This is a genomic window from Aliarcobacter vitoriensis, from assembly GCF_048320235.1.
Classification (GTDB): domain Bacteria; phylum Campylobacterota; class Campylobacteria; order Campylobacterales; family Arcobacteraceae; genus Aliarcobacter; species Aliarcobacter vitoriensis.
Genome location: NZ_CP182882.1, coordinates 1 through 25657, shown reverse-complemented (window position 1 = coordinate 25657; position 25657 = coordinate 1). Strand labels below are relative to the sequence as shown.

Here is a 25657-nt window from a genome sequence, read left to right as displayed (position 1 = left end):
CACTTACAATGAATTGTAACAACTTAAATAATTATTTATAAAGTGTTTATATAAATTAAATAATTTTTGTGATATTATTCCGAAATTACTTTATAACATTAAGGCTACAAAATGTTTCCCAATTTACATACAAAAAAAAGATTCCTTTTAAATATGATTCTTGCTCAATTAGGTTTCACTATTATAAGTGTTGTTGCTATTTTAAGTGATCATACTATTACTTCTATAATAGTAGTAAATCTAATTTTTGCGCTTATTGTTGGATATATTAGTTATAACTCTATGAAAAGAGTTGTTGGAGGAATCAATAGAATAAAAGAATATATTGAAGATTTAATGGACTTCGTATTTTTCAGAACAAACCATATTAGAAAAGCAGAATATATAAAAGATGATGATATTGGTGATATTTTAAGAGAATTAAATCAGTATTTTGATAAGTATGATAAAATGCGAAAAGATGATATGCATGTACTTGGGGAAATGGTTATTGCTTTGGATAAAGTAGCACAAGGTATATATGCAACTCAAATTCACTCTAATACAAATAACTTTATGGTACATACATTAAAGAATATTGTAAACAATATGTTAAAAAGATCAAATCAAAATATGACAGATTTAGTTGAAATTGTTGGACTTTATGCTGAACACGATTATAGAAAATCAGTAAATATTAATCCTATTCTCAAAGGTGAAATGAAGCTTGCAATGGAACAAATTAATCAACTTGGTGTTGAATTAAATAACAATGCGAAATTAAACCTTACTAATGGGAATCTCTTAGAGAAGAATTCTTTAATTATGAATAAGAGTGTTGAAAGTTTGGCTTCAAAGGCAAACTCTCAAGCTGCTTCTTTAGAAGAAACTGCTGCTGCACTTGAAGAAATCACTTCAATTACAAAAAACAATACTCAAAATGCTTTCAAAATGGCAAATTTAAGTAAAGATGTAAAAAATTCTGTGATTTTGGGCGAAAATCTAGCAAATAAAACTGCTCTTTCTATGGATGAAATCAACTCTAAAGTTGAATCTATTAATGAAGCCATTGAAGTAATAGATCAAATAGCTTTTCAAACAAATATTTTATCTCTTAATGCAGCTGTTGAAGCAGCAACAGCTGGAGAAGCTGGAAAAGGATTTGCTGTTGTTGCTCAAGAAGTAAGAAACTTAGCGGGTAGAAGTGCTCAAGCTGCAAAAGAAATAAAAGATTTAGTTGAAAATGCAACTTCTAAAACAAATGAAGGTAAAAAGATATCTGATGAAATGAGAGATGGATATAACAATTTAAATAGCTTAATTGGTGAAACAATAACTATTATTCAAGATGTTAGTCAGGCTTCAAATGAACAGTTAAAAGGAATTGAACAAATTAATGATACTGTTTCTATATTGGATAGAGTAACTCAAGAAAATGCTTCTGAGGCAAATAATGTAGCATCTATAGCAAATGAAACTCTTCAAATGGCTCAAGTCTTAGTACAAGATGCTAAAACAAAAAAAATAAATTAAAGGGATTATTAAAAATGTCAAAAGAGATAATTTTAGATGAATACGCTTTCTTAGTAAGTGAGACTAATGAAAAAGGAATTATTTTATTTGCAAATGATGATTTCTGCACAATAGCTGGATATAGCGTAGATGAGTTAATAGGTCATCCACATAATATTGTAAGGCATCCTGATATGCCAAAAGCTGCATTTAAAGATTTATGGGAAACAATAAGAAAAGGTGAAGTTTGGACAGGATATGTTAAAAATGCCACAAAAGGTGGAGATTACTATTGGGTATATGCTACAATTTTTCCTACAACAACTAGTGAAGGAACAAAAGGTTTTTTATCTTGTAGAAGAAAAGCTAGTGAAGAAGAAATAATAACGTATACTAAACTATATAAAGAGTTAAAAGAAAAAGAGAAATAAGTTTAGGAAAAACCTAAAACTTATTTTAGCTTTCCAATCAAATTGTACTCATCCCAGTAAATATCTAAAGCTTCTTTTAGCTCTTTATCACTTAATCTAGTTTTCTTTTTTAATCCAAATCTTTTGATAAGTGCTTCAGACATCAAACTTTTTTCTTTAGTAGGATTTTTTATGAATTCAAACATAGCCTTCTTAACTTCTTCTTCACTACTATATTCTAGTAAATATCTATAAAAATATTTATCTATTGTTACAGATATTCTATTATGGCAAGTTACACAGTTTCGTTCATATATATTTTTTGGGTTTGAAAATGAAAAAGTAAATATTAACATTAAAGAAAAAGCAATTTTTACCATCTTATTTTTATCCTTGTTCCAACTTCAATTTTAGATATAACATCTATTTTAAAATCATATTCTTTAGCAATCATAGATACAATATTTAACCCTATTCCAAATCCACCAACACTTGTATCAAATCTTTTATATCGTATAAATAAATTTTTTATATTATCTTTACTCATACCTTTTCCACTATCTTCAATAATTAAAATTCTATCTTTTAATGTGACTTTTATAAATCCTTGGAATTTATTGTATTTTATAGCATTTGAAAGAAGGTTGTCTATTAATTTTGATAGTTTTTTTTGATCACAAATAATAAGAATATTATCTTTAATATTTAACTTAAAAGATATTTTTTTAGAACCTGCAATACTAGAAAAAAACTCTATTCTTTGTTTCAAAAGTTCACTTAAGTTTAGTTCTACATTATTTGAAATTATCTGATTATTTAAAGAAATAAATGTTAAATCCTCATAAATATTAGAAATAGTTTTTGCTCCAATTTCTATTCTATTAATCTTTTTAGCTAGTTTTTCATCTAAACTATTTTTATCTATCATTTGAATATTTGAAATAATTGCTGCAATAGGTGTATTCAATTCATGAGTTGTATCTTTTATAAATCTATCAAGTAGATGCAAAGCATCTCTCATTGGTTTTAAAAACATTTTTGCTATATAGTAACCAATAATCATCATAAATAAAAAAGATATGAAAAATGAACTTATCATCTTGTATTTAATATTTTCAAACCAAACATTATCATCAAGTATTTCAACAACCACATATTTACTTCCTAAATAGTAAGATTCAGGTTCATTTATAAAATGAATATAATCATCTTTTAAATAAATGACTTCATTAAAATTAATATGTTTTAGGTCTAAAATTGAAAAAATCTCTTTTTTTGAACTATCAAAAATAGCTGAGTTAAATCTTTCATCTCGTGGATAAATTTTTGATTTATCTATATTTATATGTAGTTCTTTTAAATGTGAGATAAGATTATTTGAATAATTCTGAAGAATCTGTCTTTTTTCTTGAAGCATTAAATCTTTTTGAAATTTATAATATAAAAAAGTAATTACACCTAATATAACTAAAACTAAAAAAGAGTATAAAAGACTAAAACCCAAAAGGGTTCTAGCTTCACTCTTGGTTAAATCTATACCCGAGCTTTTTAAGGCTAACAATTTTATCTCTTCCTAAAAATTTTCTAAGATTTTTAATATAAGTTCTTAAAGAGTTATCACTGTACTCTTCATCATAATCCCAAACAAAATCATAAATCCTCTCATGTGATAAAAGTTCATTTGGATTTTGCAAAAATAGTTTCAAAAGTTTTAACTCTTTTAAATTTAATTTTACCTCTTCATCATCACATCTTAACTCATTTGAAATAGAGTTAAAAGTTACATTTGGCAAAATTTGTATAACTTCGTTTTTCTTTGAAAACTCTTTTTTTATCAATGTTTGTACTCTTAAAAGTAACTCTTTTAATTCAAAAGGTTTTCTTATATAATCATCACAACCACTTAAAAAGCCCTCTTCTAAAGAATCCATAGAGTTTAAAGAAGTTATAAATATGGCTGGAGTTTTTTTTCCTTCATCTCTTAACTCTTTTAAGACTTCAAAGCCTCTTTTCTTAGGAACATTTACATCAAATAGATATAAATCAAAATTCTCTTCATAAGCTTTAAAAACAGCTTCTTCACCATCAAATACACAAACTACTTCAAAGCCTTGTTCTTCAAAATACTCTTCAATAGTTTCACTTAAATTATAATCATCTTCAAGTAATAAAATTCTACTCTTCATCTTCTATTGGCTTACTTTCTGGTATTTCTTGTAATCTCTTTTCATATTGAGCCTTTTCATTAATATTCATCTTTGGAACTCTTAATTCTAACTCTTTTAGAAAAGATGCCTTGTCTTTTTCACTAACAAACCCAATAATTTCAATGAGCTCTTGAGTACTCATCTGGCTAAAGTTCTCTTTTGCAAATAAAAAGCTTGTCAATAAAACAAATAAAATAAAAAGCCTTTTCATAAATCCCCGATTTTTATTTTTATTGTAAATAAGAACTGTATAATAATTGTAGATAGATTATATCTAAAAATAGTATAATAAGATTATGAATGAACAAATATCTTTAAAATATATATACAAACTTCTTATTAGAAATAAAAAATATTTACTTATCGGACAATTTTTTACAGTAATTGCAATTTTAATAAGTGTTCCTATACCTTTACTTTTACCTCTTTTAGTCGATGAAGTTTTACTAGATAAACCAGATTTTTTTGTAAACAATATAGATAGATTTCTAGGTAGTGGTGATGCTTTTTACTACGTTGCTCTTGTTACAGTTGTAGTTATAATTTTGAGATTTTTACACTTTGTTTTCAGTGTTATTACAACAAAAATATTTACAAAAATATCAAAAATAGTTATTTTTGATATAAGAAAAAGATTATTAAACCACTTGGAAAAAGTAACTATGAATGAATACGAGTCTTTAGGAAGTGGAAAAATAGCTGCAAATTTAATCACAGATGTAAATACTTTGGATAATTTTATAGTTTCAATAGCTAGTAAACTTGTAACTTCTGTTTTAACACTTATTGCAGTTGCCATTGTAATTATAAAAATAGATTTAATCTTAGGGCTTATGATACTTTTAATACAACCAATATTAGCAATAATTTCTAAAAAAATTGCACAAAAAACAGGCGAATTAAAAAAAGAAGAAAATGCTTCAATAGAAGCTTTCCAAAGCAATATAAATGAAACTTTAGATCTATTTTCTCAAATAAAAGCAAGTAATAAAGAACAACAATTTTTCAAAGAATCAATTTCAAAAGCAAATGCAATAAAAATAGCTTCAAATGAATACAATTATAAAAGTGTTGCTTATGAAAAGTTTTCATATACAATTTTTCTTTTTGCCTTTGAAATTTTTAGAGCAACTGGTCTTTTACTAGTAGCTTATAGTGATTTATCTATTGGACTAATGTTCGCTATGTTTGGATATATTTGGTTTGTTATGACTCCTGTTCAAGATATCTTATCTATTCAATACTCACTTGCAAGTGCAAAAGCAGCTATTGGAAGAATAAATAAAGTATTAGATTTAGAATGTGAAAATAATGGAAATATAAAACTAGGAAATTCACAAAAAATAGATATTTCTATACAAAACCTTTGTTTTTCATATACAAAGGAGAAAAAGACTCTAAATAATATAAGTTTTGATATAAAATCAGGAGAAAAAGTAGCAATTATTGGAGCAAGTGGAAGTGGAAAAACTACAATTTCACAAATCATTGCTGGATTTTATGCAAAAGAGAGTGGAGATATTTTATATAACAATATAAGTATCGATAATATCGATAAACATAGCCTTAGAGAGAATATTTTCCTAGTTTTACAAATGCCAATTTTATTTAATAACACTTTAAGATTTAACATAACAATGGGTGAAGAAAATATAAGTGATGAAAAAATTTATGAAGCACTAAAAATAGCTCAACTTTTAGAAACTGTAGAAAATATGCCTAAAAAACTTGATACTATTGTAGGTAAATTAGGAATTAGGCTTAGTGGTGGTCAAAGACAAAGATTATCTATTGCTAGAATGATAATAGCAAATCCTAGTGTTGTAATATTCGATGAATCAACTTCTGCACTTGATGTACAAACAGAAACAAAGTTATTTAATGATTTAGAAGAGTTTTTAAAAAATAAAACTGTTATAACAATAGCACATAGATTAAGTACAGTTAAAAATGCATCTTTTGTTTATATGCTTGATGATGGTAAGCTTGTGCAAAGTGGAACACATGAAGAGTTAGAGAAGATAAATGGGCATTATAAACAGTTTGTAAATCAACAATTAAGTTAATTTTTTGCTCTTTTAAACTCTTCAATAGCCCTATTTCTTGAATAAGAAATTCCTACTATTTGTTTTGGATAATCTAAAAATAGATTTGATTGAACTTCATTTTCTTTATGTATTGATTTTGCTGGAATATCTTTTAATTGTGTTAAAAAACTTTTTATAAAAATTGCTTCTTTATCAAATTTTTCTGATTGTAAATATGGATTAAAAATCCTAAAATAAGGCACACTATCAACTCCCGTGCTTGAAGCCCATTGCCAAGAACCAATATTTGAGCTAGCTTCATAATCAAGAAGTTTCAAAGCAAAATATTTTTCTCCTTTTCTCCAATCAATAAGCAAATTTTTTGTAAGATAAGAAGATACGATCATCCGCAAACGATTGTGCATAAGTCCAGTTTGATTTAAGTATTTCATAGCTGCATCTATGATAGGAACTCCTGTATTCCCATCACACCAGTTTATAAAATCATCTTCATTTTTATTCCAATTTACTTTTATATCACTAAAATTTTCAAATTCAGAGTGTGGAAAATGGTATAAAATATAGTTATAAAATTCTCTCCAAAATAGTTCTCTTATGTAAAAATCTATCTCTTTTTGTGTGGCATTTAGCTTTTTTATTTTATTAAAAAGCATTTTAGGGGAAATTAATCCAAATCTTAAATGAACACTTAAATTTGACCCAGCATCTAAATAAAAGTAGTCTCTATTTTCTTGATAGTTTTTAATCTTTTTTGAGAAATCTTCTATTAGTTTATCAGGATTTTTATATAAAAAATCTGGTAAATCTTGCTTATCAAATCCTAAATCTTTCAAAGTTGGTATAAAACTATAATCAAAATCTAATTTTTTTAAATTTGTCTTATTTGAAAACTCTTCAATTTTACTAGATTGATGTAGATAATCCAAAGAGTTGTAAAAAGCTGTAAATACTTTGTATGGTGTTTTATCAGCTTTTAAAACATCTTTTGGATTTAAAATAAATGAATCAATATATCTTTTTAAAGGGATGATTTTGGATATTTCATCATCTCTTTTTTTTGCGAAACTATCAAAATCTATTGAAGTTAAAACTTCATCAAACCCATAATTTTTTAATTTTGTAAAAATATCTTTTGGATTTCCATAAAATATTGCTAAATCTAGACCTATTTTTTGTAATTTTTCTTTTAAACATAAAACACTTTGATATATAAAAGTTACTCTTTTATCATCTTTTGTAAGCTTTTCCAATATATTTTTATCAAAAATAAATATAGGTAAAACTTCATTTTGGGCATTTGAAAGTATTGCACTATCTTCAACTCTTAAATCTCTTCTAAACCATAAAATTTGTTTCATTTTGCCAAACTTTTCAAAGTCTCTTCTATATTCTTATACTTAAACTCAAAGCCTAAATCAAGAAGTTTTTTAGGAATTGCACTTTGTCCATCGCTTAAAACTTTTGCACCTTCACTAAAAATAAGTTTCAATAAAAACTCTGGAACAGTAAAAATTGTTGGTCTATTTAAAACTTTTCCTAAAGTTTTTGTAAACTCTTCATTTGTTGTAGGAGTTGGGGCAGTTAGATTAAAAACTCCATAAAACTCTTTTTCTATTACAAAATCATAAGCTCTTAACAAATCTTCTTTATGAATATATGAAAAGTGCTGTTTTCCACTTCCAATTACTCCACCAAGTCCTAGTTTAAAAGGAGTTATCATTTTTTTAAATGCCCCACCATCTTTTCCTAAAACTATTCCAAATCTAAAAATAGCTACTTTTGTAAAATCACTTTTTGCCCTTAAAGCTTCATTTTCCCAATTTTGGCAAAGATTTGATAAAAAATCATTTGAAAAAGAGCCATTTTCATCATATTTTGCTTTATTGTCATATATTCCAACAGCTGAAGTTGATATAAATAGTTTTGGTTTTTTAGATACTCTATTTATAGAATTAACTAAATTTTTTGTAGTTTCAATCCTACTAGAAACAAGAAGTTTTTTATAACTTTCACTCCATCTATTTATGATATTTGCACCACTTAAATTTATCAAAATATCGATATTTTGTATTATTTCATCTAGTTTTTGATTATCCTTTAAAATTTCTCTTTTTATCGATACTACTTTATAGTTGTGTTTAGAAAAAAACTCAGTTAAATTTTGCCCTACAAATCCACTAGCCCCTGATATTGCGATAGTTTTCATAAGTTTTCCTTTTATTCTTGTATTGTATATATAAGTTTTGATTTATCAAAACCTAAAATTGTAATTTTTTGCAACAATTTATTTAAAATTTCATCATTCATATATTTTTCTCTTGAAATTATCCATAAATACTCTTTTGAAGGAGTACCAATAATAGCATATTTGTAATCTTCATCAAGTTCTAAAATCCAATAATCTGCATAAAAAGGTCTAAAAAAACTAACTTTTAATTTGCTATTTGTATCATCAATACTATAAGCTATCGCTTTTGCTTCTTTGTATTTATTTGTAGCTATTTTTGTACAACTATTTACAACATTTATTTTATTGTCATCTCTTAAAGTATAATTTGCTTTTACATTTTTACAATCTTTTTGAAAGTAGTGTTCATATCTTGCTATTTCATACCAAGAACCTATATATCTTTGTAAATCAACACTATTTACTGTTTTTAAATCACTTCGTTTTGCACTACAAGATACAAAAAATATAGATACAAATACAAGCAATAAAAAGTTAAAACTCTTTTTCATAAACTCTCCTATTTTTTGATAATTTACAATATATTAAAGTTTTTTTGTAGCCACTTTTTGTTAATTGATATATGAAATATATCTACTATTTATATTGTTTTTCTATCCAAATACTCTCTAAAATCTTTTGCACCATCTTTTGAACTTACAATAAACTCTTCTATATCATCAAAATATATCTCTAACTTAGATTGTTCTACACTTTTTACAGATTTTATCTTATCAACATTTACAATATATGACCTATGAACTCTAAAAAAATCTCTATCTTGCAAAAGTTCTTCAATATCACTTATTTTCTTTTTTGCATAAATAAAATTATCTTTTGTTCGTATCATAATCTCATCTAAATCAGCTTTTATATAAAAAATCTCATCTATTTCAACTAAATATATTTTATTTGAAACTTTTCCTAATATCTTTTTAGATATTTTTTTCTCTTCTTTATATAGATATATTTTTTCCAATATCTTTTTTACTTCTAAACTATCAATTGGCTTTAATAAATATCCAATTCCACCCTTTTTAAAAGCATCTAAAGCATAATCTTCATAAGCTGTTTGAAATACTATAAAAGTTTTTGGTTCAATATTTAGTATAAGTTCTGCTAGTTCCAAACCACTAAAATTTGGCATAGAAATATCTAAAAATACAACATCAAACTTTGTTTTTGATATCTCTTTTATAGCTTCAAGAGGATTAATAAATTCAACTATATCAAAAATATTATTCTCATTTAAAACTCTTTTCAATCTTGATAATGCCAATTTTTCATCATCAACTATTAGTGCTTTCACTATTTATCCTTTAAAATTATAGAAAAAATCATAAATTTTCCATCCGTATTAAATTTTAATTCTCCAATATTCAATAAACTCAACCTATTTTTTAAGTTATTCAAACCTGTTTTAAACTCAATATTTTCACTTATTTTTCCATCATTTAAAACTTTTATATAATTATTTTCAAATTTTATATGAATATTTAAAATATCTCCTAAATAACCATGTTTTATACTATTTTCAACCAAAAGTTGTATTGAGAATTTTGGTATTTTAAAAGATTTAAACTCATCATAATCATCTATATGCAAAATTATTTTATTGTCAAATCTTATATTTTCAATACTTACATAAGTTTGAACCATAAAAATCTCACTTTCAAGAGTGATTAAACTCTCTTTATTTATAGCATTTCTTAAGAATTTAGATAGCTGTAAAACTGCATTTTCTGCTTTTAGTTTATCTATATAAATAAGCTCTGATACAGAATTTAGAGCATTAAATAAAAAGTGTGGATTTAGTTCATTTTCGAGTGATTTTAGTTTTGTTTCCAATATCTCTTTTTCGATTTCAATATTTTTATTTTTCAATGATACAAATTTATGTAAAATCAAAGCTATCAATAAAGTTAAAAATCCAATAATAACTGCAATATTAAGCCAAAAAGTTTTTATCAAAAAAATCAGTTCAAAATCTACATCAAAAAATATAAAAAAACTTAAACAAAATCCAAAAAATCCAGATAAAAAAGAGAAAAATAGACTAAAAAAGTACCAATATTTTTTATCTATTTTGGGAAGAAAATATCTATTTGAAATACTTATCAAAAAAACAGCAAAAATAGTTATAAAAAATGCAGTGCAAATACTAAAAATAACAGTAAAAATATTTTGTAATTTTTCATTTAAAAAATATAAAATCAAAGATTGGAAAAAGCCAAAAAAAGCTCCAATTACAATAATATTTAACCAATCTTTAAAAGATATTTGAAGTTCATTTTTTAACATCTTTAACCTTTTTTCTAATATTATCTAAATTAGGTTTGAGTTTAAGACTTTTACTCCCAAAGCAACTCCAGACCAACCTTGACCAGCAAAAACACTATCACCTATATTGTATAGATTTTTAAAAGGTGTTGTGCAGCTTGGAATTTTTAAAATATTATTCAAATTTAAAGGAGATGAACCACAATTAAATCTATTTATATACCTTTTAAAAGTTTTACTTGTAGCACAAAACTCTATTTTTATATCATCTTTTTTGATATTTTGAAAATTTTTTAAAAACTCTTCTAAAATATAATTTTTTGTAAACTCTTTTTTGTTTTCATACTCAATTTTTGACATTTCACTCCAAACTATTGCTTTGCTATGACAAGATATTGTAACAGAATAACCATTTTGAGACAATTTTTTATCATCTTTACTACTAAATGATACAAAAAAACTTTTCGATACAGTATTTGGGATAATATCTTTTAAAATTATTTGGTAATGATTTAAGAAATCTTCTTTTGAGTCTATTTTTAGATAGATTACAAAAGCACTTTGATCATAAAAACTAAATTTCTTATAGTAGTTTTTTATATCTTCATCTAAAAAAATATTGCTACATTCAAAAACAGGTATATTTAACACAACTTTTGAAGCTAAATATTCATCTTTTGAAGAGATTAATCTATATAAATTTTTCTCTTTTTTTATAAATTTTATCTCTTCATTTCTTTTAAGATTTATATCTTTTAACATATCATCAAAAAATTTTCCCATTCCACCATTTGGATAAAAAACCTTATGAAATGGGTAAGAGAAAGCAATAGCAAAAGATAATAGTGGAATATTTTTTGAAGTAGATTGTAGAGTAATTTGAAGTTGTGCATCTATAAAATCCTCATACTCTTTTGAAATATCACCCAAAATATCCTTAATAAAACTATTTGCTGTTTTAAACATCAAAAATTTATACTCTTTAAAAAGAGTTTCGATAGTTTTTAAGGTTTTAAAATATGAATTTACACTATGTTTTGCAAAATATATATCTTTTAAGCTCCAAAATCTTTCATCAATATCTTTTAAAGTTTGCCAAAAATATCTATTGTTTTTATGATAAAAAACCCTATTTAAACTATCCAAAAACTCTTCAAAATCTCTTTTCCTATCTATTGTTTTACCATTTATAATTGTTCTATATGCACAAGAACTCTCTTGTATATCAGGAATAAAACCTACACTATCGAATATATCTTTTATTATATTGTTATCTTCATATCCCACAAAAGTTGTAGCTGCTGTGTTGAAATAGTTTCCAAATCTTTTAAAAGTTGATGCTGTTCCACCCAAATTTTTATCTTTTTCAAACAATACAAGGTTTTTATCTTTATTCATCAAAGATATTAAACTTCCACCAATTCCACTTCCAATAACTGCTAAATCAAAATTGTTCACTTAAAAGCTCCCAAATCACTTCTAAGAGCAAGTTTTGATGGATATGGATTTAGAAATTTCTGATTTTTTAAATAAGCTATATCAAATTTATTTATATAAATATTAAATATTTTTATTACACTTATCAAAGGAATTACTCTATTTTTAAAATCAAATAAACTTTCTAAAATATCTGCTTTTTCCTCTTTTGTGATATGTTTTTTAAAGTATCCAAAAATATGAAGTAAGATATTAAAAGTTTTATTTAAAGTCGATTTTATAGCTATTGCTTTTAAAAATTCTTTTTCATACTCAAAGTAAAGTTCTTCTATATTTTGATTTTGCTGATTTGCTACTAAATTTCCTAAAATTTTATAAGAGTTTTGAGATTTTGAATATATTAAATATTTGTATGAAGTATGAAAATCTACTAAATTTGATATTTTTTTCTCAAGCTTAAAAAAATCTTTTAAATCACCATAAGAGTAAACTTGCATCAAAAAGTTTTCTCTAAGCCACGCATCATTTAATCTTCCCTCTTCTTCAATAGGAAGATATGGCATCTTCTCTTTTAGCTTTTTTGCAAAAACACCAACACCATTTTTAACACTTGGAGCATTAAAAGGTTTATAAACTTTTACTCTATCCATTCCACAAGATGGAGAAGATGATTTTAAAATAAACCCACATAAATCATCTTTTTGTGCCTTTAAAACCATATTTTTACAAGCTTCTTCAAGTATATTTGTAACATCTTTTTGCTCTTTTGTAGATGTAACTATTTTTATTTTATCATCAATCAAAACTTGCCTAATTGCATCTCTTGGAGCTTTCCAAATAGAGTTTTCAGGACAATAAGGTAAAAGTTCAAAATAGTTTTTTAAATGAGTAAATACAAAATCATCTTTTGCACCATGCCCATCATATCTACACATATTTCCCAACAAACAAGATGAAACTCCCAAAATCATAATAGAACCTTTTTTATTTGATTTTACAATTTAAAAAGATTATTTTGTATCTATTTTATGTTATCTTATATAAGTTATTTAATACTTTAAATAGCCAAAGTAAATTTTTGAGTATTCTCTTTAGTAATACTCCACAATTTCAATTCTAGTCTTTCAATAAATGTTTTATCATGACTTACAACAATCAAAGCCTTATCATAAACCAATAAAGCTTTTTCAAGAGCTTCAATAGAATCAATATCCATATATTTGTAGGCTCATCAAGTAGTAAAACATCAATTTCTTGATATAAAGCAATTGCTATTTGTACTCTTTTTTTCTCACAATAACTTAAAGTTTCCAATCTATAAAACCACTCTTCTTGGATATGTAATAACTCTTTTAATCTAAAATTTTACTATTGAAAGTGTAGATAAACTCTTCAAAACTATCAGGAGTTTTATCAAGATTTTGTTCGCAATAATAGACCAAATCATTTCCAACTATGTTTCCACTTTCTGGTTTGATTTTTTTTGCAATAAGTTTTAAAAGTGTTGTTTTTCCTGAACCATTATTTCCAACTATACAATTCCAAGAAAAAGGTTCAAAACTGAGATTGAAATTTGTAAAAATATCTGTATCTTGATATTTAAATGTAAGATTGTTTATTTGTAAATGTTGCATAGAATTCCTTGATTTTTGCCGTTTGAGTATCAAGGATAATTGTAATTTTTAGATTTTATCCTTGAATTAAAATAGAGTATTCATCGTCTTTTCCTTTTAAATTTTATTTATTATATAGTTTTTTTCAACTATTTTTGCTTGTAAATCCTAAAATATACCCGTTTATATCTTTTATATAAAACTCTTTTTTACCATACCAAGTAGTTTCGATTTCTTTATAGATAGTTACTTTGTCTTTTATTTTTAAATATAATTCATCTACATCTTCAACTTCAATATACATAGTCAAAGAAGCTCCAATATTTTCAAAAAAGTTTCCTATATCTTCTTTCAAACTTTCTATGCTTTGAAGCATTAAAGAAACATTATCTTTATATATCATCGCCCAAACATAGTTTAAATCTTCTTTGATTTGTGTATCAAAAATAGTTTTTGATTCATCAACTAACATTTGTACTTTAAAATCAAAGTTTTCTTGATAATACTTTATAGTTTCTTTTATATCTTTAATGGCTAGATTTAATGTTATTGATTTCAATTTTGTATTTCCTTTTGTTTTATTTAAATATTTTCAAATAATAGTTTGCTTTTACTTGAAACTCAAAATCTGTTTTTATAATCTCACATTTAAAATCTTTTGATAACTCTTCTATTATTTTATAGATAAATGGTGAAAAGTTTTTTTCTTCTAAAACTTTACTATTTTGCATATCTACAAGTGGAAAAAGTCTAACTTCTTTTGAAACTCTTATCATCTCTAAAATAGAGTTTTTATGAAAATCATAATCTAATCTATCATCATATACAAAAAACAAATGAGAAGATAAGAGCAAATCAAACTCTTTATTTTTAAAAGGTAAATTTGGAAGTTCACAATAGATATAATCATCCAAATTATAATCTTCTAAAAAACCTTTTAAAGCATCTTCTCTATGCTTTTTATGATTTTCTTTTGTTTTATAAAAATCCATTTTATATGCATCCATCCAAGAAGTGTTTTCATAGATTTTTTCTAAAGTTTTTATTCCTTGTTTTTCTATTTCATCTCTAGAAAATTCATAAATAATATCAACACCTTTTACAAAAATGACATTTTGTTTTAAAGTTTGCACAAAAGAACTTGCTCCACTTGGACAATCTAAAACTTTTTTCCTTTTAAATCTTCAAGTTTTAAATCAAAAAAAGAACTATACTCTTCAAAAGTTCTTCCAGTTATTGCTATATTCTCAAGGGTTAGAGGCATTTTATTTATTATTCTTTGTATTTAGAATAGATTCATATTTTTCTAGTTTTATTTTATCTAATAAATCAAATATATAATTACCTAAATCTTTCTTACTCATCATTCCAATTTTAAATTTTATTGTATTTTCAAGAATATGAATTTCAAATTCATTATCACCATTTTTTTGAAATGACAAATCAATTTTACAACTTCCTTCATTTCCCTTATAATCAAAATTATATTCAGCAACAATACCCCAACAAATCAAATACTTTCTATTTTTTATTTCAGTTATTAACTCTATTTCTTCAATTTTTTTACCATCAAATCTTAAATTTTTTACCCTACTCTCCATCCATTTTATTTTATTATCATTAGGAAGAATTTCTTTACCATCTAACTCAATATCTATATTTGAAATATTTTGAAAACTAACTTCAATTGAACCAGTAGTTGTGAATGCTAAAATAAAATCTATTCTTTCTTGATTTGAAAAGTCACTAATCAATATTTTTTTCTCAACAGTACTTTCATCAACAAACTTTTTATTCTTAAAATCTTTAATTATTGCTTTTTTTATAGAGTTATTGATAGACTTAGTATCACTAGAAGTATCTTTCATTGTAGATTTTAATTCAATTTTATCTTCAACCAATTCTAAAATTAGTCCACCCTTGTATTCATTTCTACTTTGAAACCATATTTTGTTAGTTTCATGTTTTGTAATTTTATAATTTGCTTGCACTTTATTAGGATTATTATCAATCATTTCAAAACTCATTGATGCATTATGAAAATCATAGTTTGCAAACTGTTTTTTTGCAATATCATTTAAATTTAATAGTTCAGGCAATATTTCAATTAAAGTTTTACCTTTTACTTCATTAGTTAATTTTAAAGGAGGACTTGATCTTCTTTTTTCTCCATCTTCTCTTGTTGTTTGATTCTCTTTTAATCTATCAAACTCTTTAGGACTAAGTAAAATAGATGATAAAATTGGTAAAATATTTTCTTTTGACGGTTCTGAAATATAAACACCTTTTTCCTTTAACAAATTATTCATTTCAGTTTTTGATATTACAGAACGACTTAATAAATCTCTAAGTTCATTACCATACGGTAAAATTTGTTCATGTGTTAATTCAATTTCATCAGCTATAGTTAAAGGCAAAGATAAGCTAGTATCATCATTAGCTAAACTTAATATATTATCATTATATGAAAAGACATTTATACTATCAACTATATTTGAATTTTGAAATCCTCTTTTAACTCTTTTTACATCATTTCCATGTTTATTTGTAGAGTAATCTGGAAAATGAATATTAATTTTTGCTAACCCTTTTGTTATATTATGAGCTAAACCAAATATACGGTTTAATGATTCAATTGAAAAATTATCTTTGACAATCATTGCTAATATTTTTTCACTTTCATTTTCTAAAAGTAAAAGTTGAATATCACTTAACAACAGTTCTAATGGTAAAAAGTTATCCTTATATTTTTTATTTTTATCTGAAGGATTATTACCAGTATCTATATAATAAAAGCTTGGTTTATAACCTTTTGAAACATAATTATTTTCAATTATTTGTACAGTTTTGTATAAAAAAGCACTTCGGGCAGAATCTATTAAATAAATTGCACTATATTTCAAATCTTGTATGTATGTTGAATTAAGTTTTGGGAATATTGACTTTTGAAAAGTATTTTCATCTCCTGAAGTCCAAAATAAAACTCCATATATTCTTTCATAATCAATACCTGAAAAAAACTGAGAGTTTTCATTTTTTAATGTCGAACGGCTATAACATTCCATTGTTTCGGCTAAATCTTTAAAATGTTTAGAAAAATCTGTATTTAACGTTGCTGAATTTTCATCAGGATAAGCTTTGTCTGTGTACTTTGATGAAATCAATATGTGGTTAAGTTGTCCCGTAAAAAATGGTGACTTGTAAATGTAAAAACTATCTTCCCCATGAGTTGTCCTATCACCTTTAGCACTTTGACGTTTATGTTTTTTGGAATAAATACACGGCAATGTTTCATTAATAGGAGTACTTTTCCAACCAACTAAATCTAATAACTTATCAACTATTTCTTCACCTAATTCTCCAAAACTTTTTGATGTTTCACCCATTTATCAACTCCTTTTTAATTTATTTCTTCATTAAAATATATCTTATAATAAGACATTCCTTTCTCTTTATCAAATCCTTTTTCAATATTCTTAGTTCCATCTTCTTTATTAAGTAATACTTTTAATTCCATATTTGTATCAAGTTTAATTATGTTCTTTATTTTGTTTTTTTCTTTTTTAACATCTGATTGAGATACACTAAAAGAATCTAATAAATCTATATCAAAAGACTCTTTATTCCTTTCATGAAAACTAAAAAACTCATTTTTTATGTCATCATTTTTAAATATAGTTTCTGCAAACTTATTTATTTCGTAAGACTCATTATCTTCAAAATAATTTATATAGTCATTATTAAAAGAAAACTCTACTTCATTGTCATATTTTGATGATAATACTTCATTAGAAAAAGCTTTACATATTTTCATTAACTCTTTTGTTTTGTGACTAGAGTTTTTTATAGGTCTTATATTTAAAAACTTATTTGTCCAATATTCTGTAGATTGACTAGTATTATCAATATTTAAAACTCTCAAACCATTATTAATATCACTATTTAAAATTAAACAACCTTTTTCTATTTTTGAAATATTAATACCTTTATCACTTGATAGATTAATCTTATTATTATTTTTCATTACTTTTAGAAAAGAATCTTTATTCTCTGATTTAAAGATACCTATTAAATTAATTATTTCATCATTATATTTTACATCTGTAATTTCTGTAATAATTAATTCACCTCTTGTAATCTTAGGATGTAATGTATACTCATAAAGATGTAAAGCAATATTTTTTGAATTTTTAATAAATATATCAGCATTTTTATCATTAAAAAATTTGCTTGAATAAGAATAAACTTCATTTAAGTTCAAATTAGTATTATGAAAAAAACTAAATAACTCCTGATTTACCATAAAAGGTTTAAGAAAATAATTTAATAATATCATTTCTAAATTATCATCTAAGTCTTGTAATTCAGATGATAAAAAAAGCTTTTCATCTCTTAATTTATTTCCTATTTCGTGAATAATTAAATAATTAATTTTAGCTTCTGAAAAGTCCATATATGATTTCCTTCTCTTTTATTTGTTTTAAATTTATTCTATCAAAATTTACATATATTAAATATAATTATCTTATTTCTTGTTTTTTCGCAAAAAGAATAGCATTAGAAACAGCTTTTTTTGCTTGTGGAGAGTTTTTCCAGCAAGAACTTCCTAAAATATCTGAAACTATATCTGTTATCTCTTCTACACTACTATTTGAAAGCTTTTCTAAAGAGTCAATTCCTATTTGCTCAAATCTTTTTATTACAGTTTCACCTACAAACTTTACTTTTAAAAGTTCTTCTTTTTCTTCTTTTGAAAATGCCATATTTTATCCTTTAAAAATCATTTATATAACTTGTATAATTTTCCATTTCTTATATTAAAATCATCATTGCACTTATAATCCAACTTTTTTAACAGTCCAATCAATACTTTTAAATACAATCCATGTGATACTATTAAAATAGTTTCATTCTTTTCATTTTCTATTTTAGATACAAATTTCATTACTCTATTTTTTGTATCTTTTTTGGTTTCATTTTTAGTAAAGTTAAAAAACCAAAGTATTCTTGATATAACTAACCAAAAAGATTTTGAAAATCTTAGTTTTGTTTTTGTAAAAGCAAAAGCTTCAACTTCAACTAACAAATCACTTATTTCATAATCAAGATTTAAATAATTTGCTGTTTTAATAGCCCTATTTTGTGAACTAACATAAATTTTATCAAATTTTGGTAGATTTAGGTTTAAATATTCTAAATCAAAGTTATCATACTTTTCTATCCAATGTGCAAATTCGTTTGAATTTAATCTTTTATTTGTAATATCTTTTACTTTGAAATGCCGAATTATATAAATAGTTTTCATATATTTTTTTATACATTTACCAGTTTATTTTAAATCAGAAATTAGCATTCCATATATAAAACTATCTGTCCACTCATTTTTATTCCAAAAATCTTTTATAAAATAAGCTTCTCTTCGCATTCCTATTTTTTCACAAATTTTTGCAGATACTAAATTTCTGGCATCCATATTTGCCTGTATTCTATGAATATTTTTGTTTTTAAATAGATATTTTACAATAGTTTTTAAAGTTTCTGTTGCATAACCTTTGTTACTATATTTAGGACTGAAAGCATATCCTATTTCAATACTATCTTTCATATCAAGTTTCCAAATATTTATCTCACCAATTACAACATCATCTAAAGTACAAGCTAAATTTATAGCAGAATCTTTTTCTAGGCTTTGTTTTGATAATTTTTCTTTGAATTCTTCATTTTTATTATTTTCATTCCAAGCATTATGAAGTAAATATTTACAAGTTTCTTCATCTTTATAAATATCAAAAATATCATTCAAATCGCTATTTTGAAGAGTTCTTATAGTTAATCTTTCTGTTTTTATTTCCATTTTAACTCCATACTAAAATTTACTAGCTCAACATTTTCTTTTAGCACTAAATTTTTTCTAACTTCTTTAAATCCAAATTTCTCAAAAAATGGTTTTGCAGTGATACTTACATCTACTTTGATTTTATCTATATTTTCTTCTTTTACTATTTTAAATACATGATTTAAAAGTAGTTTCCCAACACCACAATTTTGATATTCATAATGTACATAAAAACAATCAATATATCCATCATAATACTCACAAAATCCAACAACTTGATCTTCTAAAATGCAAATATATGGTTTTGATTTTTCAAATCTTTTTTCCCAAATTTCTAAATCATATTTTAGATTTGCCCAAGAATTTAACTGCTCTTTTGTGTAATCTTTTTTATTTATATGATGAACTGTATTTGTAAATAACTCAACTATTTGTTTTAAATATTTTTTATAATAATCAACTATTAAAAATGAAATATCAGGAAAAACATCTATCATTTCATCATAAGTTTTATTTTTTTTCAAAGCTTCAATTACAACATCTAAAGGTTTTGAATAAATATTTGGTAAATCAAACTCATCTTTTTTTAGTTTAAAAGCAAGTTGTTCCAAAGGTGGAGTAAACTGCGCATTTACACCTTTTTTATTTCCTCTTGCATCAATTTTATACCAACCAAATTCTTTTAAATAAATTGCATTTAATCCATGTAAACAATAAATATCTTTTTTATATTCATTACAAGATAATCTTTGATAACAAAATCCTGTTGGAATACCATTTACTCTTAAAAGTGCAGCCAAAAGATGAGATTTTGCATAACACCAACCAGTTTTGTATTTCAAAACATCACTTGCTTTGTAAGTTGTAATTTCATCTTTAAAATCACCACTATGATGGATATTATCTCTTACATACAAAAAACAGTTTTTTGCTATTTCTTCATCAGTTTTACAATCTTTTGATAATTCTTTTGCAAGATTAAAAACTTCTTTGTTATTAAAGTCAATTATTTGTGTTTCTTCCAAAAACTCTTTCATTTTAAACTTTCAAACTCTTTCAACTCTTTTTTTTAATTCTTGATTCATAGCTTCAAAGCCTTTTTTTGTATTTAAAATAGTTTTTGCAAAAAATGGTATTAAAACTCCACAAAACTTTTCACCTTGAATAAAAGTGCAAGTTCCATCACTGTTTTCTTTTATTAAAAAATAGTGTTCACCATCAAATATTCCACTAAATAATAGTTTTCCAAGCCATCTTAATTCTTTTTTTTCTTCACATTTTAAAATAGTTGGTTTAAAAATCATAGTTTTTTCATCTATTTTTACTACAATTTTTAGAGTCTTATTTTCACCCAATTCTCCACTAACATCTATAATAGATGGATTCCAATTTTTATATTCTTCAAAATTTATAAGCTCTTGCCATATTTTATTTGATTTTGAATTTATTTTTATAGATGTTTCTATCTCATTTTTAAACATTTTATTTCCTTGTATTTTATATATTATTTAATAATTTATCAATTTTTTTATTTGACTCTATAATTTTTTCTAAACTTATATTTTCACTCAAAATTTCACTATAAACAGTATCGACAATCTCTTTTAAAGTTACTGGTTTTGCTAGTTGATTTGCAAAAAGTAGCAAATTCACACCACTATTTATAGACAATCTCAAAGTAGTTTTTAAGTCATAATGTTTGCTTATAGCACTCATTTGTAAATCATCAGTTATCAAAACCCCATCATATTTTAATTGTTCTCTTAAAAGTTTTGTATTTACATTGTATGACAAAGTTGCAGGATAATTTTTATCTAAGTTTTCGTTAAAAACATGAGCTGTCATTATCATATCTACTTTCTTATTGTTAATAAAATATTTATATGGTTCAAGCTCTTTTTTATTCCACGTTTTTGTAATATCAACAAAACCTAAGTGTGAATCAGCCAAAGATGAACCATGTCCAGGAAAATGTTTTAATACTGAAATTACATTTTGTTTTTTTAATTCATCTACAAAAATAGAAGCATATTTTGTAACTTCACTTGAACTTTCTCCAAAGCTTCTTCCACGTGTAACAATAACTTTATTATCTTTATTTAAAGCCAAATCAACAACAGGTGCAAAATCAACATTTATACCAACATCTTTTAAATCTTTTGCCATTGCTTGATAACTATTTTTAGCAAATTGTTCGCCTTTTTGTGCAATTTCACTAGCTTTTAAAGTATTTACAAATCCCATATCTGTTTTAAGTCGCTGTACTACTCCACCTTCTTGGTCAATAGATATAAGTAACTTCTGTTTTGATATAGCTTGTAAATCTTGATTTAGTTTCTTTAGTTGTTCTTTATTTCGTATATTTTTAACTTTATTCTTATCATTTGGATCTTTATCAAACAATATAACTCCACCTAGTCCAGCTTCAATATCTTTGTAAATCTGACTATTTTTACTTACATTTTCACCATTAAATCCTAAAATAACCATTTTTGCTATCATTCTTTCAATATCAGATTTTGAATAACCTTGTGCAAAACTTGACATTACAAACAATATCAATAATATAAAAATTCTCATTTTTTCTCCTATTTAACCCAATTTTTATAGCTTGTAAATGATGGGAATTGATGTTTAAACTCTTCTATTTCAAAAGAGTAGCTATAATTATCCATATACTCACAAAGCAAATCATAACTCTTTTTTAGTTCTGTAAATTTTTCATGACTTCCATCACTCATATCTGGATGATATTTTTTTGATAATTTCAAATATTTACTTTTCAAATCTTTTTTTGACATTCTTGTCAAAATACCAAACATATCAACAGCTTTTTCAAACTCACTATAATCCACAAAAATCCTTTATTTCATAAATATTCAATTAATTTTCTTTTTGTATAATACCCAAATTTATTTAAAGGCAATTTTTATGGATTTTTTAGCTTCTGTTATAAGACTAGCAATATTTTTTGGAATTTTATACTTAATATTTACAAATTTTGGAACATTTTTGATGATTATAGGTGGAATTATATTGGTAATTGCACTATTGATTTACTATATAAAAAAACAATTACTAAAAAAAGCTCAACAATATCAATTTAGATTTGATAGTTCATCTTTTTCAAACCAAGGTTTTAACTTCAATGAATTTAAAAATTTTGACTATAATAGCTTCAATAATAGTAATTTTCAAGGGAATTTTTATACACAAAGTTCAAAATTAGATGAAGCAAAAGAGTTTTTTGGGTTTACTACAAATCCTACAAAAGAAGAAGTAAAAAAAAGATATAAAGAGTTAGCAAAGCAATACCATCCTGATTTGAATGGTGGAGATGATGAAAAGATGAAAAAACTAAATGAATATAGAGATATTCTAGTACAAACTTATGGAAATTAAGGATTTTATATGATAGATATGACAAAAGTTGCAAATATTATTTTATATATGTTACACAAACAAACAAAAGCTTTAAATAATAAAAAAATAGAACTTATGCTATTTTTTATGGAATACAATCATTTTAATTTTTGTAACTCTAAAATCATAAATGAAATATTTATAAAAGATAAAAGAGGTGTAAAAGCTTTGGTTCTAAGTGAACTTTTTGAAATCATTTTAAATGAAGAAATTTTAGAAGAAGATGATGATAGAGTATATTTTATACAAGAACTTATGGATTTTTTAGATATTGAGATAGTAGAAAAAGACAATTTTAAAGAGTTAAGATTTGCAAAATTAGATGAGGATTTTGATGAAGGAATATTCTCAAAAGATGAGTTAAGATCTATACATAAAATAGTTAATTTATATAAAGATACTAGTGTTAGAAATATATCAAATGATTGTTTTTCAATAGATAAAGTAAGAATTTGCCAAAATCAAGAAATAATTCTTTGAGTATTTAATTTTGGTAAATCTCCATAAAAATATATAAAATGATTTATAATTTTTCTTTCAAAATCTCTATATTCAAAACTTTTAAAAAATCTAAAATATAAAACATCACCTTTTTCTAATATATTTTTAATCTCTTCTATATGTACATATTTTGTAGTATAAGTTTTAAGTCTTTTTTTTAAATTTTTTGATGACCCAATGTAAATTACCTTATTTTTTAAAAATGGATACATAATATCTTTATTTGATGATATTTCATAAACTCCTTGAATGTTATTTGACAATAAAGATATATTTTTTTTATTTAATACCTTTTTACTTGAAAAAAATTTTGAGATTTGTAATACATCTATTTCTCTAATTTTTGGAATCAGGTATTGATTTCTTATATCACATACAACTCTTCTTGTTAATTTGATACCATATTTTTCATATAAAATATTAGCTATATCATTATCACTTTTTAGTACACCAAAATTATTATTTATTATGTCTTTTATATAAATTGAATATATAAATCTATTTTTAGGTATTAAATGACTTATTTTATGAATAGATTTATTGAATAAAAAATATGTATTAGTCAGAATCCTTGACAATATAGATTTATCTAAATATCTATTATATATTTTTTTATAATTATTTATAAATTCTTCTTTACATATTATTTTCATATTAAAAAAGTGATTTGTATCTAAAAAACCTTTTTGTAAATTTAATAAATAATTTATAACATAAAATCTACTTTCATTTACTATATTTATATTTAATAGTTTTAAGTGATTATTATCTTCTAATTTATTCTTGTATTCAAATTTTAATAAAAATAGTTTATAAAAAAAACTTTTGTTATTATCATATTTCAAATATATATTTGATGATAAATTTGTAAAATAATCTTTTGATAGATATTTAACAACTATCTTTTTCTCTTTACACGCTTTTTTAAACCATTGTGTATTTAAAACTTCTTCTTTTAAATATTTGATATATTTAAAAAGACTTATATTGTATAGCTTATTTATTATTATATAAAACGAAATATTTCTCATAATTTGTATTATATCTAAATATATATTTTGACATAAAATATTTACTAAATTCAAATGGTTCATTAATTGAAAGATAAGATAAGATAAGATTTAAACAAACTCAAGGTGGGGAATATGGAAAATAAAGAAACTTTAGAAATTTATAACCTAACTATCAAATTACTAGAATGTCTTGAAAAAGAGTATTCAATACATAAATATAATTTCGATGATATATCCAAAAAAATGTTTTATAAAGATAGCATTGAAAAAGTTCATGATGTAAGAATAAGAATAGAAAAAAAAATGATGAAGGATAAAAAAGATGTTAGGAAAATTTAACACAAGAGGGAAACTATTTTTGTTTCCAATACTATTTATATTAATAGTTATATTTTCAGGATTTGTGTATAACTACTTTAGTTCTATAGCAAATGCAAGAAATAATGTTGCAATATCAACAGAAGAATTTATACAGCAAAATTTAAAAGGTAGAATTTCTGTTTATCAGTTTTTAAAAACACCTAGCGAAAATAATATACAAAATGTTGTTAATAACTTTAAAAAGTTGGATGAAGATGTTATAAAACTAAAATCTATTTTAGTAGATAAAAAAAATATTCAGTTAAGTGAAGAAGTCTTAAAATTATCAAATAATTATATGAAGTTTTTTGATGATTTATCACAAGAACGATTAGAAAACTTTAAGGTTGGCAATTTAGAAGAATCATTAGAGATACAAAATAGAATATCTGAAATGGTAAATATAGGTTTAGAATTAGAAAATAAACTTATTGAAATAAATACAAGTGCCGTAGAACTAAGAGAGGAAGCTTATGAAACACTTAATATAGATTTAGTAATTCTTGCTATATTTTCAATAATAACATTTGTAATAATATCAATGTTAATATCAAACTCAATAATAAGATCAATAAATAACTTTAAAGAAGGATTATTGGGGTTTTTTGCATACTTAAATAGAGAATCAAATACAACAAAACTTTTAGAAGATAGTTCAAAAGATGAATTTGGACAGATGGCAAAAGTAGTAAATGAGAATATTATAAAAACAAAAGCAGGAATAGAAGAAGATAGAAAACTAATAGATGAAACAATATCTGTTTTAAGTGAATTTGAACAAGGTGATTTATGTCAAAGATTAAATATTAGT

At 24.0% G+C, this 25657-nt stretch carries 32 protein-coding genes; 6 read left to right on the top strand and 26 right to left on the bottom strand.

What is annotated here, in order from left to right; all coding sequences use genetic code 11:
* Window positions 1-111 precede the first annotated feature (111 nt).
* Together ACNSOS_RS00160 and ACNSOS_RS00155 are read left to right on the top strand one after the other, a co-directional pair.
* Window positions 112-1512 carry a methyl-accepting chemotaxis protein gene (locus ACNSOS_RS00160; RefSeq protein WP_418185458.1) on the top strand — a complete coding sequence of 467 codons (1401 nt, stop codon included), beginning with the start codon at window positions 112-114 and terminating at the stop codon, window positions 1510-1512.
* Between the two features lie 14 nt (window positions 1513-1526).
* Window positions 1527-1922 carry a PAS domain-containing protein gene (locus ACNSOS_RS00155; RefSeq protein WP_418185457.1) on the top strand — a complete coding sequence of 132 codons (396 nt, stop codon included), beginning with the start codon at window positions 1527-1529 and terminating at the stop codon, window positions 1920-1922.
* 20 nt (window positions 1923-1942) lie between these two features.
* Here the strand turns inward: ACNSOS_RS00155 and ACNSOS_RS00150 are convergent, their stop codons facing one another.
* The 4 genes from ACNSOS_RS00150 to ACNSOS_RS00135 are packed head-to-tail and all read right to left on the bottom strand — an operon-like array spanning window position 1943 to window position 4319.
* Window positions 1943-2281, bottom strand: coding sequence for a hypothetical protein (locus ACNSOS_RS00150; protein WP_418185456.1), 339 nt, complete (start codon window positions 2279-2281; stop codon window positions 1943-1945).
* A complete protein-coding gene (locus ACNSOS_RS00145; protein ID WP_418185455.1) occupies window positions 2275-3405 on the bottom strand; it encodes a sensor histidine kinase in 1131 nt (376 codons plus the stop codon). Before ACNSOS_RS00145 ends, ACNSOS_RS00150 begins: the two co-directional genes overlap by 7 nt.
* 13 nt (window positions 3406-3418) lie before the next feature.
* Window positions 3419-4087, bottom strand: a complete 669-nt coding sequence (locus ACNSOS_RS00140) for a response regulator transcription factor (protein ID WP_113894890.1) — start codon at window positions 4085-4087, stop codon at window positions 3419-3421.
* Complete coding sequence (locus ACNSOS_RS00135) at window positions 4077-4319, bottom strand: DUF1104 domain-containing protein (protein WP_113894889.1); 243 nt, start codon at window positions 4317-4319, stop codon at window positions 4077-4079. Before ACNSOS_RS00135 ends, ACNSOS_RS00140 begins: the two co-directional genes overlap by 11 nt.
* Before the next feature lie 85 nt (window positions 4320-4404).
* Here ACNSOS_RS00135 and ACNSOS_RS00130 point away from each other — a divergent pair, with 85 nt between their 5' ends.
* The gene (locus ACNSOS_RS00130; protein WP_418185454.1) at window positions 4405-6174 is read left to right on the top strand and encodes an ABC transporter ATP-binding protein; all 1770 of its coding nucleotides are present in this window, start codon (window positions 4405-4407) and stop codon (window positions 6172-6174) included.
* Here the strand turns inward: ACNSOS_RS00130 and ACNSOS_RS00125 are convergent.
* The 21 genes from ACNSOS_RS00125 to ACNSOS_RS00025 all read right to left on the bottom strand — a co-directional run bounded on the left by ACNSOS_RS00125 (window position 6171) and on the right by ACNSOS_RS00025 (window position 22404).
* Window positions 6171-7514, bottom strand: a complete 1344-nt coding sequence (locus ACNSOS_RS00125) for a cryptochrome/photolyase family protein (RefSeq protein WP_418185453.1) — start codon at window positions 7512-7514, stop codon at window positions 6171-6173. The genes ACNSOS_RS00130 and ACNSOS_RS00125 overlap by 4 nt on opposite strands.
* Window positions 7511-8362: a TIGR01777 family oxidoreductase gene (locus ACNSOS_RS00120; RefSeq protein ID WP_418185452.1), complete on the bottom strand. Its 852-nt coding sequence runs from the start codon at window positions 8360-8362 to the stop codon at window positions 7511-7513. The genes ACNSOS_RS00125 and ACNSOS_RS00120 overlap by 4 nt, the downstream gene beginning before the upstream one ends.
* Window positions 8363-8373: 11 nt before the next feature.
* Entirely contained in the window at window positions 8374-8895 is a 522-nt protein-coding gene (locus tag ACNSOS_RS00115) for a lipocalin family protein (protein WP_418185451.1), read from the bottom strand.
* Between the two features lie 89 nt (window positions 8896-8984).
* Window positions 8985-9692: a LytR/AlgR family response regulator transcription factor gene (locus ACNSOS_RS00110; RefSeq protein WP_418185450.1), complete on the bottom strand. Its 708-nt coding sequence runs from the start codon at window positions 9690-9692 to the stop codon at window positions 8985-8987.
* Complete coding sequence (locus ACNSOS_RS00105; RefSeq protein WP_418185449.1) at window positions 9692-10684, bottom strand: sensor histidine kinase; 993 nt, start codon at window positions 10682-10684, stop codon at window positions 9692-9694. The genes ACNSOS_RS00110 and ACNSOS_RS00105 overlap by 1 nt, the downstream gene beginning before the upstream one ends.
* A gap of 24 nt (window positions 10685-10708) precedes the next feature.
* A complete protein-coding gene (locus ACNSOS_RS00100) occupies window positions 10709-12121 on the bottom strand; it encodes an NAD(P)-binding protein (RefSeq protein WP_418185448.1) in 1413 nt (470 codons plus the stop codon).
* Window positions 12118-13071 (bottom strand): YbgA family protein, encoded by a 954-nt coding sequence (locus ACNSOS_RS00095; RefSeq protein ID WP_418185447.1) that lies wholly within the window; start codon window positions 13069-13071, stop codon window positions 12118-12120. Before ACNSOS_RS00095 ends, ACNSOS_RS00100 begins: the two co-directional genes overlap by 4 nt.
* Before the next feature lie 86 nt (window positions 13072-13157).
* A complete protein-coding gene (locus tag ACNSOS_RS00090; protein WP_418186324.1) occupies window positions 13158-13316 on the bottom strand; it encodes a hypothetical protein in 159 nt (52 codons plus the stop codon).
* Window positions 13256-13414, bottom strand: a complete 159-nt coding sequence (locus ACNSOS_RS00085) for an ATP-binding cassette domain-containing protein (protein WP_418185446.1) — start codon at window positions 13412-13414, stop codon at window positions 13256-13258. The genes ACNSOS_RS00090 and ACNSOS_RS00085 overlap by 61 nt, the downstream gene beginning before the upstream one ends.
* Before the next feature lie 38 nt (window positions 13415-13452).
* A complete protein-coding gene (locus tag ACNSOS_RS00080; protein ID WP_418185445.1) occupies window positions 13453-13734 on the bottom strand; it encodes an ATP-binding cassette domain-containing protein in 282 nt (93 codons plus the stop codon).
* Window positions 13735-13858: 124 nt separating this feature from the next.
* Entirely contained in the window at window positions 13859-14272 is a 414-nt protein-coding gene (locus ACNSOS_RS00075) for a VOC family protein (RefSeq protein WP_418185444.1), read from the bottom strand.
* Window positions 14273-14291: 19 nt separating this feature from the next.
* Entirely contained in the window at window positions 14292-14846 is a 555-nt protein-coding gene (locus ACNSOS_RS00070) for a hypothetical protein (RefSeq protein ID WP_418185443.1), read from the bottom strand.
* A 132-nt stretch (window positions 14847-14978) separates the two neighbouring features.
* Window positions 14979-17099 (bottom strand): hypothetical protein, encoded by a 2121-nt coding sequence (locus ACNSOS_RS00065; RefSeq protein WP_418185442.1) that lies wholly within the window; start codon window positions 17097-17099, stop codon window positions 14979-14981.
* Window positions 17100-17113: 14 nt separating this feature from the next.
* A complete protein-coding gene (locus ACNSOS_RS00060; RefSeq protein WP_418185441.1) occupies window positions 17114-18166 on the bottom strand; it encodes a nucleoid-associated protein in 1053 nt (350 codons plus the stop codon).
* Window positions 18167-18233: 67 nt separating this feature from the next.
* On the bottom strand, window positions 18234-18476 hold the full coding sequence (locus tag ACNSOS_RS00055; RefSeq protein WP_418185440.1) for a helix-hairpin-helix domain-containing protein: 243 nt from the start codon (window positions 18474-18476) through the stop codon (window positions 18234-18236).
* Window positions 18477-18493: 17 nt separating this feature from the next.
* Window positions 18494-19018 (bottom strand): phosphoglycerate mutase family protein, encoded by a 525-nt coding sequence (locus tag ACNSOS_RS00050; RefSeq protein ID WP_418185439.1) that lies wholly within the window; start codon window positions 19016-19018, stop codon window positions 18494-18496.
* A 24-nt stretch (window positions 19019-19042) separates the two neighbouring features.
* Complete coding sequence (locus ACNSOS_RS00045; RefSeq protein ID WP_418185438.1) at window positions 19043-19567, bottom strand: GNAT family N-acetyltransferase; 525 nt, start codon at window positions 19565-19567, stop codon at window positions 19043-19045.
* Complete coding sequence (locus ACNSOS_RS00040) at window positions 19558-20586, bottom strand: GNAT family N-acetyltransferase (RefSeq protein ID WP_418185437.1); 1029 nt, start codon at window positions 20584-20586, stop codon at window positions 19558-19560. The genes ACNSOS_RS00045 and ACNSOS_RS00040 overlap by 10 nt, the downstream gene beginning before the upstream one ends.
* A gap of 9 nt (window positions 20587-20595) precedes the next feature.
* Window positions 20596-21030 carry a hypothetical protein gene (locus tag ACNSOS_RS00035; protein ID WP_418185436.1) on the bottom strand — a complete coding sequence of 145 codons (435 nt, stop codon included), beginning with the start codon at window positions 21028-21030 and terminating at the stop codon, window positions 20596-20598.
* Window positions 21031-21046: 16 nt separating this feature from the next.
* Window positions 21047-22129 carry a glycoside hydrolase family 3 N-terminal domain-containing protein gene (locus ACNSOS_RS00030; protein WP_418185435.1) on the bottom strand — a complete coding sequence of 361 codons (1083 nt, stop codon included), beginning with the start codon at window positions 22127-22129 and terminating at the stop codon, window positions 21047-21049.
* Window positions 22130-22137: 8 nt separating this feature from the next.
* Window positions 22138-22404 (bottom strand): DnaJ domain-containing protein, encoded by a 267-nt coding sequence (locus ACNSOS_RS00025; protein ID WP_113894875.1) that lies wholly within the window; start codon window positions 22402-22404, stop codon window positions 22138-22140.
* Between the two features lie 76 nt (window positions 22405-22480).
* Here ACNSOS_RS00025 and ACNSOS_RS00020 point away from each other — a divergent pair, with 76 nt between their 5' ends.
* Window positions 22481-22951 (top strand): J domain-containing protein, encoded by a 471-nt coding sequence (locus tag ACNSOS_RS00020; protein ID WP_418185434.1) that lies wholly within the window; start codon window positions 22481-22483, stop codon window positions 22949-22951.
* 9 nt (window positions 22952-22960) lie between these two features.
* Window positions 22961-23452, top strand: coding sequence for a DUF4065 domain-containing protein (locus ACNSOS_RS00015; protein WP_418185433.1), 492 nt, complete (start codon window positions 22961-22963; stop codon window positions 23450-23452).
* Here ACNSOS_RS00015 and ACNSOS_RS00010 read toward each other — a convergent pair.
* Window positions 23434-24558, bottom strand: coding sequence for a GIY-YIG nuclease family protein (locus ACNSOS_RS00010; protein WP_418185432.1), 1125 nt, complete (start codon window positions 24556-24558; stop codon window positions 23434-23436). The two genes, ACNSOS_RS00015 and ACNSOS_RS00010, sit on opposite strands and share 19 nt — an antisense overlap.
* Window positions 24559-24618: 60 nt before the next feature.
* Between ACNSOS_RS00010 and ACNSOS_RS00005 the strand changes: the two genes are divergently transcribed.
* Window positions 24619-24825 (top strand): hypothetical protein, encoded by a 207-nt coding sequence (locus ACNSOS_RS00005; RefSeq protein ID WP_113894867.1) that lies wholly within the window; start codon window positions 24619-24621, stop codon window positions 24823-24825.
* Window positions 24826-25657: the final 832 nt, after the last annotated feature.

Coding starts and splice junctions, on each gene's coding strand:
- ACNSOS_RS00160 (WP_418185458.1), top strand. CDS start 112: ATGTTTCCCAATTTACATACAAAAAAAAGATTCCTTTTAAATATGATT.
- ACNSOS_RS00155 (WP_418185457.1), top strand. CDS start 1,527: ATGTCAAAAGAGATAATTTTAGATGAATACGCTTTCTTAGTAAGTGAG.
- ACNSOS_RS00150 (WP_418185456.1), bottom strand. CDS start 2,281: ATGGTAAAAATTGCTTTTTCTTTAATGTTAATATTTACTTTTTCATTT.
- ACNSOS_RS00140 (WP_113894890.1), bottom strand. CDS start 4,087: ATGAAGAGTAGAATTTTATTACTTGAAGATGATTATAATTTAAGTGAA.
- ACNSOS_RS00135 (WP_113894889.1), bottom strand. CDS start 4,319: ATGAAAAGGCTTTTTATTTTATTTGTTTTATTGACAAGCTTTTTATTT.
- ACNSOS_RS00130 (WP_418185454.1), top strand. CDS start 4,405: ATGAATGAACAAATATCTTTAAAATATATATACAAACTTCTTATTAGA.
- ACNSOS_RS00125 (WP_418185453.1), bottom strand. CDS start 7,514: ATGAAACAAATTTTATGGTTTAGAAGAGATTTAAGAGTTGAAGATAGT.
- ACNSOS_RS00120 (WP_418185452.1), bottom strand. CDS start 8,362: ATGAAAACTATCGCAATATCAGGGGCTAGTGGATTTGTAGGGCAAAAT.
- ACNSOS_RS00115 (WP_418185451.1), bottom strand. CDS start 8,895: ATGAAAAAGAGTTTTAACTTTTTATTGCTTGTATTTGTATCTATATTT.
- ACNSOS_RS00105 (WP_418185449.1), bottom strand. CDS start 10,684: ATGTTAAAAAATGAACTTCAAATATCTTTTAAAGATTGGTTAAATATT.
- ACNSOS_RS00095 (WP_418185447.1), bottom strand. CDS start 13,071: ATGATTTTGGGAGTTTCATCTTGTTTGTTGGGAAATATGTGTAGATAT.
- ACNSOS_RS00090 (WP_418186324.1), bottom strand. CDS start 13,316: ATGGATATTGATTCTATTGAAGCTCTTGAAAAAGCTTTATTGGTTTAT.
- ACNSOS_RS00080 (WP_418185445.1), bottom strand. CDS start 13,734: ATGCAACATTTACAAATAAACAATCTTACATTTAAATATCAAGATACA.
- ACNSOS_RS00065 (WP_418185442.1), bottom strand. CDS start 17,099: ATGGGTGAAACATCAAAAAGTTTTGGAGAATTAGGTGAAGAAATAGTT.
- ACNSOS_RS00060 (WP_418185441.1), bottom strand. CDS start 18,166: ATGGACTTTTCAGAAGCTAAAATTAATTATTTAATTATTCACGAAATA.
- ACNSOS_RS00055 (WP_418185440.1), bottom strand. CDS start 18,476: ATGGCATTTTCAAAAGAAGAAAAAGAAGAACTTTTAAAAGTAAAGTTT.
- ACNSOS_RS00050 (WP_418185439.1), bottom strand. CDS start 19,018: ATGAAAACTATTTATATAATTCGGCATTTCAAAGTAAAAGATATTACA.
- ACNSOS_RS00045 (WP_418185438.1), bottom strand. CDS start 19,567: ATGGAAATAAAAACAGAAAGATTAACTATAAGAACTCTTCAAAATAGC.
- ACNSOS_RS00040 (WP_418185437.1), bottom strand. CDS start 20,586: ATGAAAGAGTTTTTGGAAGAAACACAAATAATTGACTTTAATAACAAA.
- ACNSOS_RS00035 (WP_418185436.1), bottom strand. CDS start 21,030: ATGTTTAAAAATGAGATAGAAACATCTATAAAAATAAATTCAAAATCA.
- ACNSOS_RS00030 (WP_418185435.1), bottom strand. CDS start 22,129: ATGAGAATTTTTATATTATTGATATTGTTTGTAATGTCAAGTTTTGCA.
- ACNSOS_RS00020 (WP_418185434.1), top strand. CDS start 22,481: ATGGATTTTTTAGCTTCTGTTATAAGACTAGCAATATTTTTTGGAATT.
- ACNSOS_RS00015 (WP_418185433.1), top strand. CDS start 22,961: ATGATAGATATGACAAAAGTTGCAAATATTATTTTATATATGTTACAC.
- ACNSOS_RS00005 (WP_113894867.1), top strand. CDS start 24,619: ATGGAAAATAAAGAAACTTTAGAAATTTATAACCTAACTATCAAATTA.